Annotated in this window: 16 protein-coding genes; 2 read left to right on the top strand and 14 right to left on the bottom strand. The window is 35.2% G+C overall.

Annotation, left to right across the window (positions count from 1 at the left end; translation table 11 throughout):
* Positions 1-6 precede the first annotated feature (6 nt).
* Positions 7-351 carry a winged helix-turn-helix domain-containing protein gene (locus tag HZF24_RS00970; RefSeq protein ID WP_179236386.1) on the top strand — a complete coding sequence of 115 codons (345 nt, stop codon included), beginning with the start codon at positions 7-9 and terminating at the stop codon, positions 349-351.
* Between the two features lie 3 nt (positions 352-354).
* Here the strand turns inward: HZF24_RS00970 and HZF24_RS00965 are convergent, their stop codons facing one another.
* The 14 genes from HZF24_RS00965 to HZF24_RS00900 form a co-directional block, all read right to left on the bottom strand.
* On the bottom strand, positions 355-1,404 hold the full coding sequence (locus tag HZF24_RS00965; protein WP_179236385.1) for a sulfate/molybdate ABC transporter ATP-binding protein: 1,050 nt from the start codon (positions 1,402-1,404) through the stop codon (positions 355-357).
* Complete coding sequence (modB, locus tag HZF24_RS00960) at positions 1,405-2,085, bottom strand: molybdate ABC transporter permease subunit (protein ID WP_179236384.1); 681 nt, start codon at positions 2,083-2,085, stop codon at positions 1,405-1,407.
* 9 nt (positions 2,086-2,094) lie between these two features.
* Positions 2,095-2,868: a molybdate ABC transporter substrate-binding protein gene (modA, locus tag HZF24_RS00955; protein ID WP_179236383.1), complete on the bottom strand. Its 774-nt coding sequence runs from the start codon at positions 2,866-2,868 to the stop codon at positions 2,095-2,097.
* A gap of 317 nt (positions 2,869-3,185) precedes the next feature.
* The gene (trsM, locus tag HZF24_RS00950; RefSeq protein ID WP_179236382.1) at positions 3,186-3,872 is read right to left on the bottom strand and encodes a DVU_1556 family methyltransferase; all 687 of its coding nucleotides are present in this window, start codon (positions 3,870-3,872) and stop codon (positions 3,186-3,188) included.
* A gap of 8 nt (positions 3,873-3,880) precedes the next feature.
* Positions 3,881-5,197: a radical SAM (seleno)protein TrsS gene (gene trsS / locus HZF24_RS00945; protein WP_179236381.1), complete on the bottom strand. Its 1,317-nt coding sequence runs from the start codon at positions 5,195-5,197 to the stop codon at positions 3,881-3,883.
* Positions 5,197-6,342, bottom strand: a complete 1,146-nt coding sequence (locus HZF24_RS00940) for a DVU_1551 family NTP transferase (RefSeq protein ID WP_179236380.1) — start codon at positions 6,340-6,342, stop codon at positions 5,197-5,199. The genes trsS and HZF24_RS00940 overlap by 1 nt, the downstream gene beginning before the upstream one ends.
* Positions 6,317-6,769 (bottom strand): DVU_1555 family C-GCAxxG-C-C protein, encoded by a 453-nt coding sequence (locus HZF24_RS00935; RefSeq protein WP_179236379.1) that lies wholly within the window; start codon positions 6,767-6,769, stop codon positions 6,317-6,319. Before HZF24_RS00935 ends, HZF24_RS00940 begins: the two co-directional genes overlap by 26 nt.
* 70 nt (positions 6,770-6,839) lie before the next feature.
* A complete protein-coding gene (locus HZF24_RS00930) occupies positions 6,840-8,138 on the bottom strand; it encodes a DVU_1553 family AMP-dependent CoA ligase (protein ID WP_179236378.1) in 1,299 nt (432 codons plus the stop codon).
* A gap of 6 nt (positions 8,139-8,144) precedes the next feature.
* Positions 8,145-8,336: a DVU_1557 family redox protein gene (locus tag HZF24_RS00925; RefSeq protein ID WP_179236377.1), complete on the bottom strand. Its 192-nt coding sequence runs from the start codon at positions 8,334-8,336 to the stop codon at positions 8,145-8,147.
* Between the two features lies 1 nt (position 8,337).
* Positions 8,338-10,593 (bottom strand): pyridine nucleotide-disulfide oxidoreductase/dicluster-binding protein, encoded by a 2,256-nt coding sequence (locus HZF24_RS00920; protein WP_179236376.1) that lies wholly within the window; start codon positions 10,591-10,593, stop codon positions 8,338-8,340.
* Between the two features lie 120 nt (positions 10,594-10,713).
* On the bottom strand, positions 10,714-13,638 hold the full coding sequence (locus HZF24_RS00915) for a molybdopterin-dependent oxidoreductase (RefSeq protein ID WP_179236375.1): 2,925 nt from the start codon (positions 13,636-13,638) through the stop codon (positions 10,714-10,716).
* A 350-nt stretch (positions 13,639-13,988) separates the two neighbouring features.
* Complete coding sequence (thiS, locus tag HZF24_RS00910; protein WP_218835230.1) at positions 13,989-14,195, bottom strand: sulfur carrier protein ThiS; 207 nt, start codon at positions 14,193-14,195, stop codon at positions 13,989-13,991.
* A gap of 41 nt (positions 14,196-14,236) precedes the next feature.
* Entirely contained in the window at positions 14,237-16,393 is a 2,157-nt protein-coding gene (locus tag HZF24_RS00905) for an aldehyde ferredoxin oxidoreductase family protein (RefSeq protein WP_179236374.1), read from the bottom strand.
* A 9-nt stretch (positions 16,394-16,402) separates the two neighbouring features.
* Complete coding sequence (locus tag HZF24_RS00900) at positions 16,403-16,834, bottom strand: 4Fe-4S binding protein (protein ID WP_179236373.1); 432 nt, start codon at positions 16,832-16,834, stop codon at positions 16,403-16,405.
* A gap of 305 nt (positions 16,835-17,139) precedes the next feature.
* On the opposite strand from HZF24_RS00900, the gene HZF24_RS00895 reads away from it, so the two are divergent.
* Positions 17,140-17,508 carry a MerR family transcriptional regulator gene (locus tag HZF24_RS00895; protein ID WP_179236372.1) on the top strand — a complete coding sequence of 123 codons (369 nt, stop codon included), beginning with the start codon at positions 17,140-17,142 and terminating at the stop codon, positions 17,506-17,508.
* The last annotated feature ends 207 nt before the right edge of the window (positions 17,509-17,715 follow it).

The following is a 17,715-nucleotide window of genomic DNA, read 5'->3' as shown; positions in this document are numbered from 1 at the left end:
ATGATTATGGATAACTTACATTATATATTACAAATACGGTTAGCTAAGGAAGAAATATTTTTCGGACCGGGAGTCAGAACCTTGCTTAAATTGACAAATGAATATGACTCGTTGAATGCTGCCTGCAAGCAAATGAATTTATCATATACAAAGGCGTTGAGAATGATAAAGGGATCAGAAAAAAACCTCGGCTTTAAGCTTTTGGAAAGAAAAATCGGCGGCTTGGGCGGAGGCGGTTCGAGCTTAACTCAAAAATGTATTGAATTTTTAGAGAAATATGAAGCATATGAAAATGAATTGAAAAATAAAGCCACCGAAATATTCGATGAATATTTCAATGAATACCTTTAATGATTATGTCAGCATAAATATCGATTCCTCAGGAATTTTTAAAAAAAGCTTATTTTTATTTGTTGTGCTGTCCCACTCATTCTTTTTTATTTTATAAATTAATTTTTTACTGTTTTCCGAAGCTCTATTTTTAAAAACTATGCTGTATTCAAACAGTTCATCTGTTATATTAACAATTTCGCAATCCATAATATTTGGTTCGTGATTATTATTTACAATTTTAAAGCTATGAGCTCTGATACCTATGTACGTTATATTTTCAGGTATCTTTTTTTCTGTTTGCAGTACAATATCCCAATCATTAACGAAAATTTGTCCCGAAGAAATAATTCGGCATGGGGAAATATTATTACAGCCGATTATTTTAGCCGCTTCAACCGTTCTTGGTTCATTAAATATAACCTTGGTATCTCCGTATATAATTAATTTACCTTTATTTAAAATTGCAAGATTTTTGCAGAATTTATAAACTTCATCTCTTTGATGTGTAACCATCAGCACTTGCCCTTCGTATAGCTTTAAAAACTCAAAAACCTCCGCTTGGAGCTCTTCCTTCAGGTGCGAGTCCAATGCGGAAAACGGCTCATCAAGCAATAATGCTTCCGGTTCATAAGCAAAAATACGGGCTAAGGCAACCCTTTGCTGCTGTCCCCCCGATAGTTGCCACGGATATTTCTTTTCTAATCCTTCAAGATGGAACAACTCGATCATTTTACCTGTTTTTATTTTCCTATCTTCTTTAGAGCATTTTAAACCGCAGCCTATATTTTGTTCAGCAGTCATATTTGGAAACAATGCATAGCTCTGAAACAGATAACCTATTTTTCTGTCCTGAGGCTTTACATTAATATTTTGCTGTGAATCAAACAGAACTCTGTCATTGAACACAATACGGCCTTCATCGGGAGTTTCCAAGCCGGCTATACATTTTAAAGTCATGCTTTTACCGCTGCCCGAAGGACCTAATACACCAAAATAATCACCGTCGTTTTCAAAATTCACATCTAAATTAAAATCCTTGAACTTTTTCTTTATTGAAACTGATAAACTCATCTATACACCTTTATTTGAATATTTATTTTGCTTCATAATAAAATAATTCATCAAAGACAGCACAACAAAGGACACTATGATAACCACCAATACATACGAGTAAGCACCCTCCATGTTACCGGAGGCAACCTCGGAATATATGGCAAGGGGCAACGTCCTGGTTTTATCTGCAATATTTCCGGCTATCATGGCTGTTGCTCCAAATTCACCGAGACCTCTTGCAAATGCCAAAATGCCGCCGGACGCCACACCCGGCAGAGCATTTGGCATTATAACTCTCCAAAATATTTTTCTTTCAGACATCCCCAGAGTTCTCCCTGCCAATATTAAATCCTTATCCACCTGTTCAAAGGCTCCCCGTGCAGAACGGTACATCAACGGAAAGGAAACGATAACAGCAGCAATAACTGTTGAGGTCCATGAAAACACTATTTTAATACTTAAAAATTCCAATAAAAACATCCCTATAGGTCTTTTGACGCCAAAAATAAACAGCAGGAAAAATCCGACAACTGTCGGAGGCAAAACCAACGGTAATGTAAGAATTCCGTCTATTAAAATTTTTAATTTTCCGTACTTCATATCAGCAATTGATCTTGCAATGAAAATTCCAAGAAAAAATGTCACAATTATTGATACGGAAGCTGTTTTTATTGAGATTAATATTGGAGATAAATTCATATAAATTCCTTAATTCGGCTTAAAGCCATATTTTGCAAAGATTTCTTTTGCATCGTCAGTTTGTAAAAATTCAACGAAAGATTTCGAGGGGTCCAATTTAGTCGTTGCTTTTATGATACCTACAGGATAAATTACTTTTGATACGCTACCTTCAGGTGCTGCCGAAACCACCTCAACCTTATCATTAGAAGCTGCATCGGTTGCATATACAATTCCTGTATCAGCACTTCCTTCTGCTACCCAGTTCAAAACCTCCGTAACATTGGTTCCTAAGCTTGATTTGCCTGATACCTCATCCCATAAGTCTAAATTTTCTAATAACTCCTTGGCATATTGTCCTGCAGGAACACTTTCAGGATCGCCCACAGCAATAATTTCTGCATTCAGCATATCATCGAAATCTTTTATATTGTTTTCATTTCCCTTAGGCACTATAAGTACCAACTCGTTTTCCAACAAAGGTACAATGGAGTTCTCAACGATCAAACCTTTTTCATTTAATGCATTCATTTGTTTTTCGGCAGCAGACATAAATACATCCACATCTGCTCCTTCTTCGATTTGTGCTTGAAGCTTGCCTGAACTGTCATATGTAGCATTAATTTTTATATTGGGATTCTTTTGTTCAAACATGGGAATCAAATCATTTTCCATGCAATTTTTCAAGCTTGCAGCAGCTGAAACAAGGATCGTAGTATCCGATTGCACTTTTTGTGTGTCACTACAGCTAATTAAAAAAAGTGTTGAAATAATAACTAAAAATAAACATAAATTTTTTTTCATTTTACATCTCCTCGTAATATTTTTTTATTTTAACGTTATACTTACTAAAGTATAACGTTGGTAAACGAAACTCAACTCATGTTAAGTGGAGTTATTCTGATATTTAGCAGCCTTTGCCAAATCCACAGTTAGGAAATGTGCAAATGCTGCAATTTAAACACGAATCACCCGGACTAAGCTTACTTATATCAGATAAAATTAAAACCTCATCTGCCATTATTTCGATTCATTGTCTTTTTAAAAATATAACGCTGTCTGAAAGAATCCGGCAGCTCATTTTTTTAATCCAAATTTTCTTTTATATTATTATACAATGTTTACCTCTTTTGTGCAATCATTAACATATATCCAATTTTAGATTTTATCAGCAGGTCTTTCATTTTTCTGTCAATACAAAGGTTGGTTGTGCTGCATCCATTAAAAATAATATCCGCTACAAGCTGTATAATCATATTATCATGTCTTTCCTCGAGTAAAACATTAAACCCGCTGTTTGAAAGAAATTCCTTTAGTATGATTAAGTCAAGAGGGTTTTTTAAACATGTATTTAGTTCAAATTTTTTAAGTTCTTCTAAGTATTCTGTTTTTTTTGCATAAACGTCAGTAATTATAAAGTAACCATTATTTTTTAATACCCTGTTAACTTCTTTAAACACTTCTTGAATACCTTCCATCAATGATAATGTGCATTCTGCTATCACACCATGAAAAAATTCATTTTCATACAATATATTATCAGCAGATGATAATATAATTTCATTGTCCTTATTAATACTTCTTGCATAAGAAATTAACTTCTCCGAAATATCTAACCCGCAAATTTTATAGTCATAATTGCTATTAATATAATTTATTGTAGCTCCTCTTCCGCATCCTAAATCCAGCAACATATCTCCTGACTGAAATTTACAGAAATCCAACGCTCTGTCAGTAAGTTGAAATCCTCCCGGTCTCAATGCATCTCCAATTGCATTTTTCAAAGTATCACTTTCATATAAATTCATAATACCTCCTAGCATCCGTCAGGAAAGTTAAATAATTTTTGATTCTTATGATATGTATATTCTGCACAAAAAGGTATCAGCTTTCCATTATCGTAAACATGCAGCGAACATCTTTTTAATCTGTTTAAATCTATGTTGTATTCATCTTGGAAAGCTTTTGAACTGATTGTAAAACTTTTATTTTTCATATAGCTCAAGAAACCTTCCATAGACGTTTTATCTTCTGAACATTCACATTTATCTGGACGAGTCCATTTTTGATTTAAAAAGTTTTGGTTTTTTCTTACTGCGTTACTTGGTACATCATCTGTTGAACAACAGCTTCCTGATTGTTTTTTACCCGATTGCTTTTTAAGCAGTGGCATCAGTCTTTCATTATCATAAACAAACTCGGCATGAAAGCTGCACATAGGATGATAACAGCTTGAAGGGGTAAACTGTTCTGTTTTTATCATTCCTTCTGTTTGCTTTTCTATTGCTCTTAAAACCTCCGGAATTGTAATTCGATTACAATTTTCGGGATCTTCCGGATATTTACCGACATAAGTTACCGGCTGAAAATGAATACCTCTGACTGCAGGAATATAGCCTATACCAAACTTTATTATATCACCGATGTTATCAGTATTTACACCAGGTATCAGCGTAGGTACCAGTACGACGCCAAGATATGCTTTATCACAATTCTCTATAGCCTTAATCTTTTCAGCTAATAATGGAACTCCTCTGATAGTCTTATTAATGTCATCATCTGTTGAGTCGAATTGAAGAAATACAGCACTTATGCCTGCATCAGCCAGCTCCTTAGCATATGATTCATCGCGTGCTATTCTTAATCCGTTAGTATTAAGCTGTATATACTTAAATCCTTTACTTACTGCATATTTAGCCAATTCAGGTATATCATTTCGGGTTGTAGGCTCTCCCCCGCTAAAATGAATATGTGTAATTTTTTTGTCAGCCATATCATCTAAGCATTTTTTTATGTAATCATAAGATGGCTCCCTCTGAGTTAATTCACCTGCAAAACAAAAATTGCATTTAAGATTGCATTTGTCAGTTACATTAAGTATTGTGCAACAGGTTTTATTTCCATGGTATTCGCACAATCCACACATATCAGGACAATTATTATTATTATTTTCTATTTCCGGTGAATTTTTAACCCACTTATCTAACGAAGGATACCCCCTCCATACGGGAGTAAAAAAATCCCCATGTTCTTTACAATTTTTACAAAGAAATATAGTGTCATTTTTATTTATGTATGTTGCCTCTATGCGTTTTAAACATATCGGGCAAAGGCTAATAGTTTTGTCAGTCATTACTTTTCCTCCATACTTGTTTCTATTGCACATATATTATTTTCTTCCTGCTTATATATCATGCTATAACATTTCATTGCCTGTTCTTTTCTTTCTTTTATGATTTTAAGCACATTAAGATCATAAGCATATAGTTGCTCTTTTGCTGCGAATTTTTGCTCAATAGTTACTAACCTATCACCTGCGACCAGCTTATCTGCTAAATACACAACTTCCTTTTCAGTTATTTCATCGTTATAATCACGGAGGTGCATATGCTCTTCTATAATATCTGAAACTTCCTTATAGCCCATTTCTCTTATCCATTGTGCTGCTACAATATTATGTTTTTTCTCGCCCTTGGCAATATCATGAAGCATACTTGCCGCAACAATAAGATCCTTATTTAAAATTATTCCGCACTTATACATCATATTATAAATAGATAATGCAACTTCAGTTACTTTTTCAGAGTGTAATTTTATTTCTTTACTTATATTAAAGTTATCATATATCTGTCTGCAAATATCCATTGATGGGTACTTGCTGTTTTCTTTATACGACAGTAATTTTTGAAATTCCGATGGATTATCTGCATCCAATAAAATACCTGGATCAACAAAAGACATGTTTTTGTAGTTTTCTGAAATTTTATTAACGGCACCCTTCAACCCCATTGCACCATCATGTTCTAAAATTATTCCTGCACATTTATTGCTTACTAAGAGAGGATGTCCGCTTTTTCCTAAATAGTACGGCCTTATATAATAAAGTTCATTATTATCCATTTCTTCCATCATTTTCTTGAGTGTATACGTTTGGACAAAAGGGCAATCTGCCGGTGTTATAAATATCATATCTGCATTGTCTGCAAATTCTTTTAGCCCAATGCACACGGAATCAAACATCTGTGTTTTCGAATAATCTTTATTATGAACAAATTTAACATCATAACCGGTCAATTTTTCTTTAATGTCATTCTCGCGAAAGCCTGTAACTATTATTATTTCATCTATTCCGCTCTTTTTATAATTAATCACCGCGTTTTCTATCATTGAATATTTGCCGATTTTCATTAATGGCTTAAAGTCCTTCATACGTGAAGACATACCGGCTGCAACTATAACCGCACCTGTTTTATTAATCTTCTCTGTAACCAAATTCATAATCGTTTTCATTTAATATATCAACAACCTTTTCATAGCTTTTAACTAATATGTTCCCACACTTAAGCATATAACTATTGTTGTTTTCTTCAAAGCTGTTAACTCCTATAATATCAATGCATTCTAAGCTGCAAAATTCATCTTCAAACCAATCAATGAATTCATTTACCATACTGCCGTAATTGTTATGACTATATTCGCCATCACTTCCCTTTCCTGCATAAAGGCTGAGTATCATGATGCCTCCGGAAAGAACTCCGCATATTCCCTGTCTTCCTCCTAATCCTTTACAAAATCCATTTGCACTTTTAATTAAGTCTTGATTTCCCTTGTTTTCTTCATCAAGCGCTAATTTTAACATAATTTGTGTGCAGCAGTAGCCTTGCGTAGAAAGTTTGTAAATTTTCATTGCTAAATCATTAAACATGCATTATCCCTCCTCGTTATTACCTTTATAAAAATCATTAAGCCATCAAAAATGTTCTGTGACAATACATCTATTGAAAAACTACAGTATTTTTAATGTTACCATCCTCTGGAAAGTATATTGAATGCAAAATTTTGATTTCAATTTTTAGGCCATTTTTTATTGCATTATCTATAGTATCGATTTGCTTTAATTTATTTAATATGGTATTTATATCAACTTCATCCTCCGGAAAAATTTTTACTTCAATAACTAACTCCGAATTTCTTACCGTACATTCATAATCAACAATATTATCTTCATAAAATACAGCATTACCTATTTCAGAAAGATGTAGTTCTCCTCCATCAAACAATTTAATTATATTTCTTTTTCTGCCGTATACCCTTTCAATACGCTTTAACTTACTGCCGCATGGACATTCGGTTTCTGTAAATTTACCTACATCACCTGTTTTATAACGAATTAAAGGCATTCCCTCACGATTTAAAGTTGTAAATACTATTTCACCTATACCATTCTCATCTTCGTTTATTATTTCAAAGTACAAATCCAAGTCACGGGTGTGGTAACCTGAAAATCCTTCACATTCCACTCCCCCTGCAATACCAAATTCAGTCATGCCATAATGATTGAATACTTTACAATCCCACAGGCTGCTGATACGTTTCCTCAGGGACTCCGGAATATCATCCGCACTCAATAAGACACTGTTAATGTATTTCGCTTCAGGGTTATCAAATTTCTGGCCATACTTGCTTAATGCTCTTATCTGGTGAGGGATTCCAACAATGATATTAGGCTTAAAGCTTATCAAATTTTCATAAGCGTCACGCACATTAACTATTGAGCCGTATACATTTGTTTTTATACCTGACTTGTCCAATGCGTATTCGACGGATCTTCCTATGCTTCCTTCTGTTCCTCCTGACATCATAACCAGCATAGCATCGTTAGGCCTAATCATTGTGCTGAATCCTACACGCATAAATTCAATAGTGCTGAGCTGATCCCTTTCAGAAAAATATATTCGTTTTTGTCTCCCTGTTGTTCCGGTAGTATGAACAGTTACCACTCTATTAATTTCTCTTTGACTTACACATAAAAACTCTTTTTCATTTCCCATGAAGTCTTGTTCACAAGTTAATGGCATGTTTTGAATATCTTTTTTTGTTTTAATATCTTCAGGCTCAATGTTACTAAAAAGTTTTTTATAGTATTTACTTTCCCTTTTAACATATTTTACTGTTTCCCTGAAAGCATCTAATTGTATATTAAACAATTTATCCTGTGTAAGGTTCTTTATTTCAATTCCAAGTCTATTAGCAATCCAATAATCTACCGGAGATTGTTTTATAATATCTTTCATATAATATCATTTATCCTCTAATTGCATTTCAACTTCTGAAATACGTCCCTTAACTAATTCCTCAGAAATAAATACTTCTCCGCAGTCAGGACAACTTAAAATATCAGTAAAAAAACTATGCTCAAGATAATTGAAATATGTTTTTTTAGGCACTAATTCCTTATTGCATTTAAAACATATTATTTTTTTTTCAGTCATATTAACTCTCCTCTATACTCATTCTGTGAGCATATGCGTTATAAAGCGTATAGCAGTGGTCTCCGCATACATCATACTCAACCCAATATGTCATAGTACCAATTTTGAGATGACCGATAAAATGGCCGCTTCCACCATCCAACACTTTTTTTCCTTCTCTTTCGCAATGCTCGATAACTTCTTCAATTTCTGTTTCAAGTATCATTTCACTGCTTAGTTTCTCTTTTAATTCTTCTTCTATAATAAGCTTTGTTTTACTATCTTTTTGTTCCATAATTTCCTCATTAAATATATCTTTTATGATTTTTTGCTTTAACAGTACCCGGTTTTTTCTTCTTTCCGTAAATGTGGGTGGCTTTCTGTTGCTGTCATTTAAGTTAAAAACTATATCAAGAATATGATAAACATTTTTGCCGGTTAAAGCGAATATATCTCTGCAATTACTGCAATATGCTATATAAGGGTTGATACTTTGTGACAATCTGGCTTTAACTACTTCTTTTGAATACGAAGGATTTGCAACCGAAACCTGACCTCCCCAGCTGCAGCACTTTGCATATTTCCCTTCATGTGAAAGAGGTTCAAGTTCAAAGCCACCTTTAGAACTCAATGCCCTTACGGAATTTTGAAGTGCCGGCTCATCACGGCTTGTACAGGGATCAAACACTGAAGCTTTTTCATTCGCATTTGCACAATCGATATTAATATTTCCTTTTTCCATTAATTCATAAAGAAAAATGCCGCTTATTTCAGGTAAATATTTATTAAACATTTTTCTGCAGGTTGTACAAGCAAATATTACGGTAGGTTTTCCCGTGCTTAACCAGCAGTTTCTGATTGTTTCTATCACACCTCTATGAATCGGTTCATCCCCTGCCCATTCTGCCGGAGCACCACAGCAATTCAGCATAATAGCAGTATCAGGGTTTTGTTTTAACAAATATTCATAGCTTTTTATTACGTATCTATAGTCTGAAGCACCCAGCTGACACCCTGGGAAAAATGCATACTTACTTTTATCAAAGCCTTTTGGGATTTTACAAAGAGCTGTCTTTTCTCCATTAGCAAACTCCATATCTCTGAGCCAGAAATCATGAAATGCCCATGGCATTGCTCCCTTTTCCCTCATCTCTCTGTGGCTTTGTAAAAGATACTCGCCTGTATCTATTCGTTCAGGACAAACATCCTTACAAAGTCCGCACTGATTGCATGTGGAAATAAGGCGGGTTGCCACAGTGCCATTACCGTCAAGCGTTCCGGGATGGACTGTAATATGAACCTCTTCGCCGATTCTTTTAGGATATTTTCCATAATACTTCATCAAATCACAATGCCTTATACATGCATCACAGGAGCACCTCAAACAGCGTTTAGCTTCTTCAACCGCATTTTCGCTTGTATACGTTCCGTCATCGGAAGGCATGACAGGCTCTACCTCTGTGATAAAATCTGCGTTTATTTTTATCTTTGTATCGTTTTTCTCCTCTTCCTGGTTCATATTGCCGGTTTTAATATATCTTTCAATAGCATTTACAGCATAAATCCCATCTGCAATTGACTCCACTATGTTTTTGCCGCACAGCATGCCACCCATAAAAATTCCGGGTGTGTTGCTTGCAAAGGCTCCATTGAAATTTCTTTTTAATCCAAAATTACTGCCATCTTTGCCTGTGGCGACATAAACAGCATCATACTTTTCTTTTAATTCTTCTAAGTTTATAACTTCTTTATTTAAACACAATGTGTATTTTTCGTTTTTAAACTGCCTCTCTATATCATTTAAAAATATTTCGGGTTCTGATAAATCCCAAAGGTGTCCGCCAATGCGTCCGGATTTCTCAAAAACAGTAACATCATACTTTTTTGAAGCCAGACGTAAAGCGCAGCTTAAACCACTTATTCCTGCACCTACTATTGCAACTTTTTTATTTTTTGGCGGCATATTATAGCTGTTTGGCTCTAAATTTCTTGCAAATTTTATACTTGCTTTTTCCAACAGCTTCATATTTATTGCTTCATCTTTCGAACTTCTCGGACATACCTTTTTGCATGGTTCATGGCATAATTCTGATACTATGTTTGGAAAAACAACAGCATTCAGATAAGTTCTGTATGCCGCGTTAAATCTTCCACGCTGCATTTTAGGAATAAAGTCATGAATATCAAGATGAAATGGACAGACTGCTGTACAAAAAGACGGTTCGTTCTGCAAACAAGTTTTAATCTTTTCATTAAAATCTTCTTTTTTTATATCCATACATGTCTCTCCTATTAAGCAGATGACCAAAATCTCTGATTTGGTGTCAATCGCTTATACTGTAAGTGAAATTTTGTTCCCGAGCTAATATGCCCGGGAACTTAAAATTAAATAATATTTTTAGAAAAATCTTTCCGCATTTGCATCATTACCTAATGGAATGAAGAAATCGTCTCCTCCAAATTTTACAGGATTTGCTTTAATATTCTCAAGTTCATCATATAAATCAGAACCTAGGAAATATTTTTTCGGTGGCTCAACTTTCCCACCTGCAGCAATTATATCAAGACCTGCCTTAACTTTTTCTTTTGTTGCAGGCATTTCATAAATACGTACTCCGCATGCATTGCTTATAGCATTAAGCACAGCCACATGTCCTGCTGACTGGAATGCTTCAGAAGCTCCGGATGAACCGAATGGTCCTATTTCATCAGGTCTTTCATAATGTATAACATTTATTACATCAGGTACATCTTTTATGTATGGAACGCCTGCTCCTAACATATTTGAATGTTTAACAACATCATCATAATTTTCGCTTAAAGCAAAACCTATGCTGTGAGAAATCCCTCCATATGCCTGACCGTTTACTGCCGCTATATTTCCAACCTTACCAACATCATCTACACAAGTGAAGCGAATTACTGTTGTTTTTCCTGTAGCTGTGTCAACTTCAACTTCAGCTAAATTTAAACAATATGTAAATGCCGGAGTCGGATCGCCTATTCCTGTGTTAGGGTCTAAACGACAAAGTCCTTCTACCGAAGTATTTTGATACTTACCAAAATGCTTAGTTTCAATTCCTTCAGCAACCATCTCGTCGTATGTACGATAAGTGCCGTCTTCTTTTCTCATTGCATTCATTAGTTTTTCAGCAGCTATTATAGTTGCTTTACCACTCATATAGTGAGTCCTGCTTGCACCGGACATTCCGCTGTCCGGACAAAGTTTAGTATCGTTTTGTACAAGTTTGATTTGTTCAGGTGTTACTTTTAGTGGCTTCAAAGCTTCAAGAGTAAGCATTAATGAACCGATATCACCGCCCTGACCTAATTCCTGATATGTGTCATATTTTGTAAATGTATTGTCACTATTGAGTTCAATTGCTACAGATGCACTGTCAGTTCCGCCTTCAGTAACGTTAAAGCCTCCCCATGAAAGACCAACACCTCTGCGTTTTTCAGGAGTATCATATTTTTTAGCTTCTTCAACCGCCTTTTCATAAATAGGTTTCATGATATTCATCATTTCTTCCATTGGGTATTGACGGAATGGATAGCTGTTAATATTTGTTTCCCCTTCTCTTGCGATATTTCTATATCTGAATTCAAATGGGTCGATACCTGCTTTTTCTGCAAGCATATCCATCAATGCCTCTGACAATGTATATGCTTGTGGTGAACCGTAGCTTCTGTAGGCAGTTCCGAAATTGTGATTTGTATTTGCTATTCTGACTAATCCGGCAACATTAGGAATATTGTACGGGAAGAATGCAAAACGTGCAGGCTTAGTCATTATGTCATCGCCTCCCCACGAATATGCACCGTGATCCATCCCGAATTCAAATTCTGCTGCTGTAATTTTTCCGTTTTCATCACAAGCCACGCGTCCGTTAGAATGGCATGGACATCTCTTCCCTGAGAAATGCTGATGCTCTTCATAAGTCAATGATAAAGCAACAGGCATTTTTGTAACAACCGCTGCCGCCGCTGCAAGACAAACATCTCCGGCATTTGTAGACCATCCAAAGCTTGCACCCGTTGGATTCATTATTATACGTATTTTATCTTTAGGTACACCTACAGAATTTCCTATACGACCAATGGTTGAATATACCCCCTGTGACTTACATTGAATAGCTAAGTTATCTTCTTCGTCAAAATATGCCTGTACAGTTGTTCCTTCAATAGACAGGTGAGGCTGGCGAGAAGAATAAAAACTACCGGAAGTACTATAAGCCGAATTATCAATAACATCATTCACATTTAGTGCTTCTTCCAATCCAACACCTTTCAATACCGGCTGCATCGAGAAAATATTTGGAGTATCCTCATGGACTCTGATTGAATCCGGCATTACCGCATCAAGATAATTTAAATATTCCGGAAGCTTTTCAATTTCAACTTTTACTTCGGCTGCTGCTGCACGTGCTTGTTCTTTCGTTTTTGCAACTGCAAGAGCCACAACGTCGCCATAACGATAAATTTTTTCATCACATAATATTTTACGGCTCGGAACCATAACAGTAGTTCTTTCATGGAACTGTGCTTCAGCCATAATATTTGTTCCACCGGCTTCTAACAGCTCTTTAGAAGTAATAATCTTAACTACTCCGGGCATTTTTTCAGCTGCGGAAGTGTCTATTTTTAATATTTTAGCATGGTGAGCAACTTTAGGTTGTACAATAGCTACATGAAGAGATTCTTCCGGCATTTTAAGTTCCTGATCATCGCCATAATCTGCAACACCACAAACCTTTGACAAAGAGGTAGGACGAACAAGAGGTTTCCCGTAATATTCATTGTCCTTAGGCATCGGAACCGTTATATCTTCAATAGATGCTTCTCCCCTCAATACTTTTGCAGCATCCATTACCGCATTAACTATTTGTACATATCCGGTACAACGACATACATTTCTATGTTTCTGGAACCAGTCACGAACTTCTTCACGTGTTGGATTGTTGTTCTCTAATAATAATGCGTATGAAGAAACAATGAAACCGGGAGTACAAAAGCCGCACTGTACAGCACCGCAATTCATAAAGGCAACCTGTATGGGGTGAAGATTATTTGGAGTTCCAATTCCTTCAATAGTAATAACCTTGCTGTATTCTTTTACAGTCTTCATTTTTTTAGTACATGAACGTATTAATTTCCCATCCAAAACAATTGAACAAGACCCGCACACTCCTGTACCACATCCTACTTTTGTGCCTGTGAGCCCCATTCTTCTTAAAACTGTAGATAATGAATCTTTTTCAGGATTGCAAATAAACATCCTGTTTGCACCATTGACGTTTAACCACATTTTTCTTAGTTTCATACGAACCCCCATATTTTTTTAGATTTGTTAAAATAAAACGCCTATTCTCATAATAAGAAAACGTAAACATTTATACATAATTATATATAAATAAAAAAAACATTTCAACTTTTATTAGTTTTTATTGTTTAACATAGTTTTCTATTCGTCTTATTTCCGCTGATATTTTTTCTAAATGTCAATTCGTTCCAATTTTACCTATACATTTGTAAGTAGGATAACTATAAAATATGGGCTTTCAACTTTATTATTTTTTACATATCCGCTCATTTCGTTGTATTTTTATAAATATAACGAAATGACCGACACCTAATCTTACGATTTGGTGCCGGTCGCTTATACTGTTTTCATTAACCCCCTGCCAACAGGTGAATCATCTTAACGTCATCTCCGTCATTAACAACGGTCACAGCATAATCTTCTTGCTCTATATGCTTGTCATTAACCTTAACGATGATTCTTGAGTATGAAAATTTCTTTATTTTCATGATATCTTCAACAGTCATTCCTTGTTCCCACTGAAAATCTCTGTTGTTTAACTTAATGATACAAATCACTCCCTTTGAGATCCTTCCCTATCGCTCAGGATGACAACTACTTACTGCAAATCTTTAATAACTTCTATCAATTCAGGTAATTCCATATCCAGATATTTTAAATGTTCTAATTTAGGTACGGCATTGGAATTCCATCCTCTTCTTTTGTAAACGGCATCCATCAGCAATTCATATTGATTTTCTCTGTACTTTCTAAGAACGGCTATTTTTTCTTCGGTTGATTTGCCTTCCGGATCATATACTACTTTTTCTTTTAATTGGCTGTCATATCGTTCCTGTCTTGATTCATATTCTTCCTTTGTAACCGGACCCATTGAGCGGTACGGTGTTCTGTCATTGGCTCTTAAGCCCTTACCCATTCTGATACAGAATATTTTCTGGAAGTTATATACTCTTTCGGATTCCTTAATCATATCGGAAACACTCAATTTTTTACCCGTAACACCGTATACAACGTCTAAATAGTTTTGAACATGTTCCGGAACTTTTGCAGGCTCCGAAGTATATTTATTGTCAGCCGGAACAATGTCATTCCAAGGCAGCTTACATAATCCATACAGCCCGAACCATGTTCTGAACATGGGGAAGTAATGAAGTGCTTCTGCCTTATCTTCAAAGGTAGGAATCTGGTTGTTAACCATATCCATGAATATCAGCCACGCTTCATCGTGCTGGGGACCTTTGTTTGTCAGACCGTAGCCTCCTTGCTGTGCCAATGATTCTTTCGAACCGTATTCTGAATATTCCAAACCTTTTTGTTCCATACCTATGTCAAATAAGAAATCAGGATCCGCACCGTATTTTTCAGCGAACAGTTTTTTCATTCTATTAATTCCCTGCCCTACCGTAACACCGAAACCTTCTCCTCTCGACATCTGATGTAACAATTCTGCCGCAGCTTCAAAGTTTCCGAAGTTTAGTTCCATGCCGCCTGTTATTTCCTTGTTGATAATACCTCTTTCGTAGCATTCCATTGCAAATGCCGTTGCCGTACCAAATGAAATAGTATCAATTGCATATGTGTCACAATAAAAGTTAAGCTCTAAAATTCCTTCAGGATCAAATATTGCACAATTTGAGCCGAGTCCCGCTGCATTTTCATACTCCGGTCCGTCAACAGTTACCTTTTGACCCTTATATGGACCTGTCTTTAATTCAAAGTTATCAGCTGCCTTCGCACATGCCATTGAGCATCCATACCAGCATCCGTCCTGAACACCTTGAGTAATATATTTTTCTATAAACACAGTTGATTTTATATTTTGAGTATCAGGGTGCATACCATACTGATAGTTCATGACAGGAAGCAAATCATACGCATCCATTACTTCTATTATGTTTGCTGTCCCTATTTTTCTCATGTTATTTTGCTTGCTGTCAAGGTCATGTATTTCCTTATGATACTTGATACCTGTCTTGTTTATTATGGCTTGATCAAAAGGATTGTTTAAATCGCCTTTTACATTGCTGAATTTAACAATCAACGCCTTTATTTTTTTATCTCTGAAAACTGTTCCTATCCCGCCCCTTCCTGCTTGCTTTAATCTCGTAACTTTTCTTCGGGGGTCATAAAATGTAAAGTTTAACAGTCCGAAGCGGGAATGCTCCGCACCTGTACCTGCCGTAACAACCGCAACGTTTCTTTTATCCGCCTCATTATCGGCATACATTTCCGTCAGCTGTTCACCTAATACGTGTCCGTCAACAGCCTCAAGAGGGGCTTCTTCTATTGTAACAACGCCTGTATTTCCATCTATATAAACTATTACATCCTTTTCTGCCTTACCTTGTATTTCTAAAGCATCAAAGCCTGAGAATTTCAGTAAAGGACCAAAAAATCCGCCTACGTTTGAATCTATGGGGATATCCGTCAAAGGAGATAAGCTGCATACCAGAGATTTGCCTGTACCGGCATACTGCGTAATACCACAAACAGGACCTCCTGCTATTACTATTTCATTTTCAGGATCGTTCCACTTAGTTTCAGATGTTACCGCATTCCACAGATACCATAATCCAAAGCCCTTACCGCCTACAAATTTATCCTTCATCATTTGTGTAACAGGCTTTTCCATAATGTTGTTATCAGAAACATTTACATACAATGTTCTGTTTGCATAACCCTTATCTATTTTACCCAGTTCATATTTATATTCTTTTAACAGTTTATGATTATTTTTTAAAGTTATTATATCCATAGCGTCCTCCTACTTATTAAAAATCTTTTCTAACGGCATTTCTAAAGCTTCCGAATCATCTCTTTCAGATATATAGATTGCGCCGGTAGGACAGACCTTGGAACACATATCACAAGCGATACATTTAAAAGGTTCGATATGGTCGTCATGCTGTCTCATTGACAGCTTAGAACAAAAACCGACACACATGAAGCATCCGACACATATTTTTTTATTTATTCTTACAATTCCTTTTTTATCTCTCGTTATAGCCATTACAGGACATATGTCTATACATTCGCCGCACTGGTCGCAAACGTTTATTTCAGGCATACCATCCTTCTCATTAATTTGAATGCACGACTTGTTTCTATCATTTACCTTGAAGTAGGTTGTAGAACATATTTCTTCGCAAGCTTTGCATTGAATACACTTCGAATCTTCTTTTGCCAAATATCTCATATAACGTCCTCCCATAATATATTTTCAATTGTAAATATTAACTTATTGTTGAAAAAATAATAGTATTAATATTATTCAATAAGGGCTTTGCCCGTCATTCAATGTTTTAAGCGGGGAGTTGAACACTCGCTTAATTAATTATAATTAATTTTATGGTATATATCAATTCCGTTTAGTAATATATGAAGTGTTAGAAGATTCTATTAGTCGTATTTTGGGCGTGACCAATTTAAGCTCATATTATTGTATACGCAAAAAATATATGTTACAATTGTGTCAATGATATATTAAAGATGGAGGTAATTGTGAAATATACTATAAGTAGTTTTGCTAAAATGCAAGGGCTGACTGTAGACACAGTACGACAGTATGAGAAAAAGAAAATTATTAATCCATATAAAGATAAAGCCAATAATTATCGATATTACTCAAACTATGACGTAAGAAAGGTTTCAACCTGTAAATTTTACAGCAGTCTTGGATTTTCACTTTCTCAAGCTTCAAAAATGGTTAGTGATATCTCATCTCATGAGCTTTCTTCCTTATTTGATAAACAAGCCTATGATATTGAACAAAAGCTTAAATTTGAATCTGCAAAGTTAAATATGTTAAACAAATATAAGGAGTATTTTAGTTTTATTCCGGATAAAATAAACAAGAACTATATCTATTAATCCGTCAGATTACATATTCACAGTAATAATAAAACCTGATATTGAACCTATCGGTCATGTTCATTTTAAAGATGCTATGGAATATTTTAAAAAAAACAAACTTATTTTATCGGGTGATAGCTTTTTAATTTATTTGGCTTCAGATATTATAGATGGTGAAAAATATAACTACCATGGAGTGTTTTTACCATTCACAAACGAATAATT

This window comes from Sedimentibacter hydroxybenzoicus DSM 7310, from assembly GCF_013403245.1.
Classification (GTDB): Bacteria; Bacillota; Clostridia; order Tissierellales; family Sedimentibacteraceae; genus Sedimentibacter; species Sedimentibacter hydroxybenzoicus.
Note: the sequence above shows the minus strand (reverse complement) of the source record. Positions and strands in the feature narration are given on the sequence as shown.